This window comes from Streptomyces sp. NRRL B-24572 (genome assembly GCF_002156145.1).
Lineage (GTDB): Bacteria > Actinomycetota > Actinomycetes > Streptomycetales > Streptomycetaceae > Streptomyces > Streptomyces vietnamensis.
Genome location: NZ_MWIG01000722.1, coordinates 1 through 2,412, shown reverse-complemented (window position 1 = coordinate 2,412; position 2,412 = coordinate 1). Strand labels below are relative to the sequence as shown.

Annotated in this window: 2 protein-coding genes; one reads left to right on the top strand and one right to left on the bottom strand. The window is 72.1% G+C overall.

The genetic code is table 11. The features are described 5' to 3' along the window. Positions 1-174: 174 nt before the first annotated feature. Positions 175-834 (bottom strand): TetR/AcrR family transcriptional regulator, encoded by a 660-nt coding sequence (locus CCN56_RS34505; protein ID WP_086831750.1) that lies wholly within the window; start codon positions 832-834, stop codon positions 175-177. 69 nt (positions 835-903) lie between these two features. Here CCN56_RS34505 and CCN56_RS34500 point away from each other — a divergent pair, with 69 nt between their 5' ends. Next, the gene (locus tag CCN56_RS34500) at positions 904-2,340 is read left to right on the top strand and encodes a cytosine permease (protein WP_086831749.1); all 1,437 of its coding nucleotides are present in this window, start codon (positions 904-906) and stop codon (positions 2,338-2,340) included. Positions 2,341-2,412 lie beyond the last annotated feature (72 nt).

Below are 2,412 nucleotides of genomic sequence, written 5' to 3'. Positions count from 1 at the left end.
GGTCAGGCCGGTGGGCGGGTAACGGGTGGCGTGAGGCCGGCGGGCGGCGTGGCCGGCGGCAGGCACCGCTCGCCGGCGGAGGCAGCCCGGCGTCGGCCGCCGGCATCGTTCGCCTGCGGGGCCTGCGGCCGAGTGGCGTCCGGCGCGGTGCGGCGGTCCCCGTTCGTCAGCTCGTCAGCGTGGCTCGGCCGGTTCCCCCGGCAGGCGTACGTCGGTCAAGGCGCCGTACGGCAGGCCGAGTTCACGTTCCGCCGTCGTCACCGCCATCCGCGTCACCGCCTCAGGGCGGTTGCTGCGGTCGGTGTTGGCGTGGGCGCCGAGGCCGTCGAGGACCACCAGGATCTGGATGGCCGCCGCGCGCGGGTCGTCCGTGCGGAACTCGCCGCGCTCGACGCCCTCGCGGATGAGACCTTCGAGGCGGTCGTCGGAGGCGAGCTCCTGCTCGGCGACCCGGTCGCGGAGCACGGGCCGGTAGCGGCTGAGGTGCCGGGCGTTGATCCACAGGCGGCTGATGTCGTCGTACGCCTCTCCGGCCGAGAGGGCGAAGTAGCGCGCGAGGTACTGCGTGGGGGTCCCGTCGGGGCGGTCGGCGGGCAGCAGGGCGTCGAGCTCGCCGGTGGAGGCGACGCTGAACGCCTCGGCCACCAGGTCCTCCGCCGACGGGAAGTAGTGGCTGATCAGACCGGGTCGTACGGCGAGTTCGTCGGCGATGCGCCGGAGGGTGACGCACTCCAGGCCCTCGGTCAGGGCGACCCGGGCCGCGGTCTCCACGATCTCCGCCCTACGGGCTTCGGGAGTTTTCCGGATTCTCTTGCGCTGGACGCTTGACGGCATACCGGCGATGCTATTGAGTGTGCGACCAATAAGCAAGCAGGTGGGCACGACACGCATCCGGAGGGCCGCATGGCATCCACGATCCCCGACCACGGCGCCACCCGCGCCGAGGTCACGCCGCCGGTCTCCGACCGCCCGGGACGCATCGAGGCGCACGGCATCGACCACATTCCCGACACCGAGCGCCACGGGCATCCCCGCGAGCTGTTCTCCGTCTGGGCCGCCGCGAACGTCAACTACCTGAGCCTCGTCATCGGCGGCGCCCTCGTCCTGATGGGCCTGAGCCTCTGGCAGGCCGTCGGCGTGATCGTCGTGGGCAACCTCTTCTGGGTGCTGACCGGGCTCCTCGCCATCTCGGGACCGGCCGCGGGCGCGCCGAGCGAGGTGATCACCCGTGCGCTGTACGGCGTCATGGGCAACCGGGTGAACAACGCGATCGGCGGCTGGCTGGTCTCCGTCTGCTACTTCGCGCTCAACCTCGCCGCCGCCGCGACCGCCGCCTTCGCGCTCGTCGAGAAGGCCGGCATCACCGCGAACGTCCCCGTCAAGGTGGCGGTCGTCGTCGTCATCGCGGCGCTCACCCTCGCGATCAGCGTCTACGGCCACGCCCTGATCATCAAGCTGTACCTGCCGATCACCCTGGCCCTGGCGGGTGCCTTCACCGTGGTCGCCCTCGCGGTCTTCCGGCACGCCGACTTCTCGTACACGCCCGCCGAGCCGGCCAGTGGCGTCGAGCTCTGGGCCCTGCTGATCGCGGGCACCACGATGATCGCTTCGGGCCCGCTCTCGTACACCACGAGCGCCGACTTCTCCCGCTACCTGCCCCGTACGGCCTCGAAGAAGGCGATCGTCGGCTGGACCGCGCTCGGCGCCTTCGTGCCCAGCGTCATCGTCTGCTCGCTCGGCGCCTTCGCGGCCACGGCCGTCGACATGACCGACCCTCAGAACGCGCTCCAGGAGATCCTGCCGGGCTGGTTCGTGCCGATCTTCCTGCTGGCCCTGGTGCTCGGCACGATCTCCATCAACGCCCTGACCGCGTACAGCGCCGGACTCGCCCTCCAGGCCGTCGGCCTGCGCATCCGACGCACCGTCAGCGTCCTCTTCGACGGCACCGTCGCGGTCGCGCTCACCCTCTACGGCCTGCTCGTGTCCAACTTCCTGGACACCGTCAGCAACGCCCTCCAGGTGATCACCGCCCTGATCGGCCCCCTCATGGCCGTGTACGCCGCCGACATCGTCCTGCGCCGGAACCGGTACGACGGCCGCACGCTCTCGGACGAAACCCCCGGCAGCGCCTTCTGGTTCACCGGCGGCGTCAACTGGGCGGGCGCCCTCTCCCTGCTCGTGGGCGTGGCCGCGGCCGCCCTCTGCGTCAACACCGTCTACACCGGCCCGGTCGCCACGGCGCTCGGCGGCGTCGACCTCTCCCTGCCGGTCGGCATGGTCGTCGCCGCGGGCCTGTACGTGATCACCGGCCGCCGCGCGGTGGCGGCGACGAGCGGCTGACCGGCGGGGCGGCGGTCGCCGCCCCTGCTCCTGAGCCGTGAGGGCGGTGGTCGACCGCCCTCACGGCTCAGG

What these genes read in the sequence shown, in the direction of transcription:
- CCN56_RS34505 (WP_086831750.1), bottom strand. Translation starts at nt 834, where the DNA reads ATGCCGTCAAGCGTCCAGCGCAAGAGAATCCGGAAAACTCCCGAAGCC.
- CCN56_RS34500 (WP_086831749.1), top strand. Translation starts at nt 904, where the DNA reads ATGGCATCCACGATCCCCGACCACGGCGCCACCCGCGCCGAGGTCACG.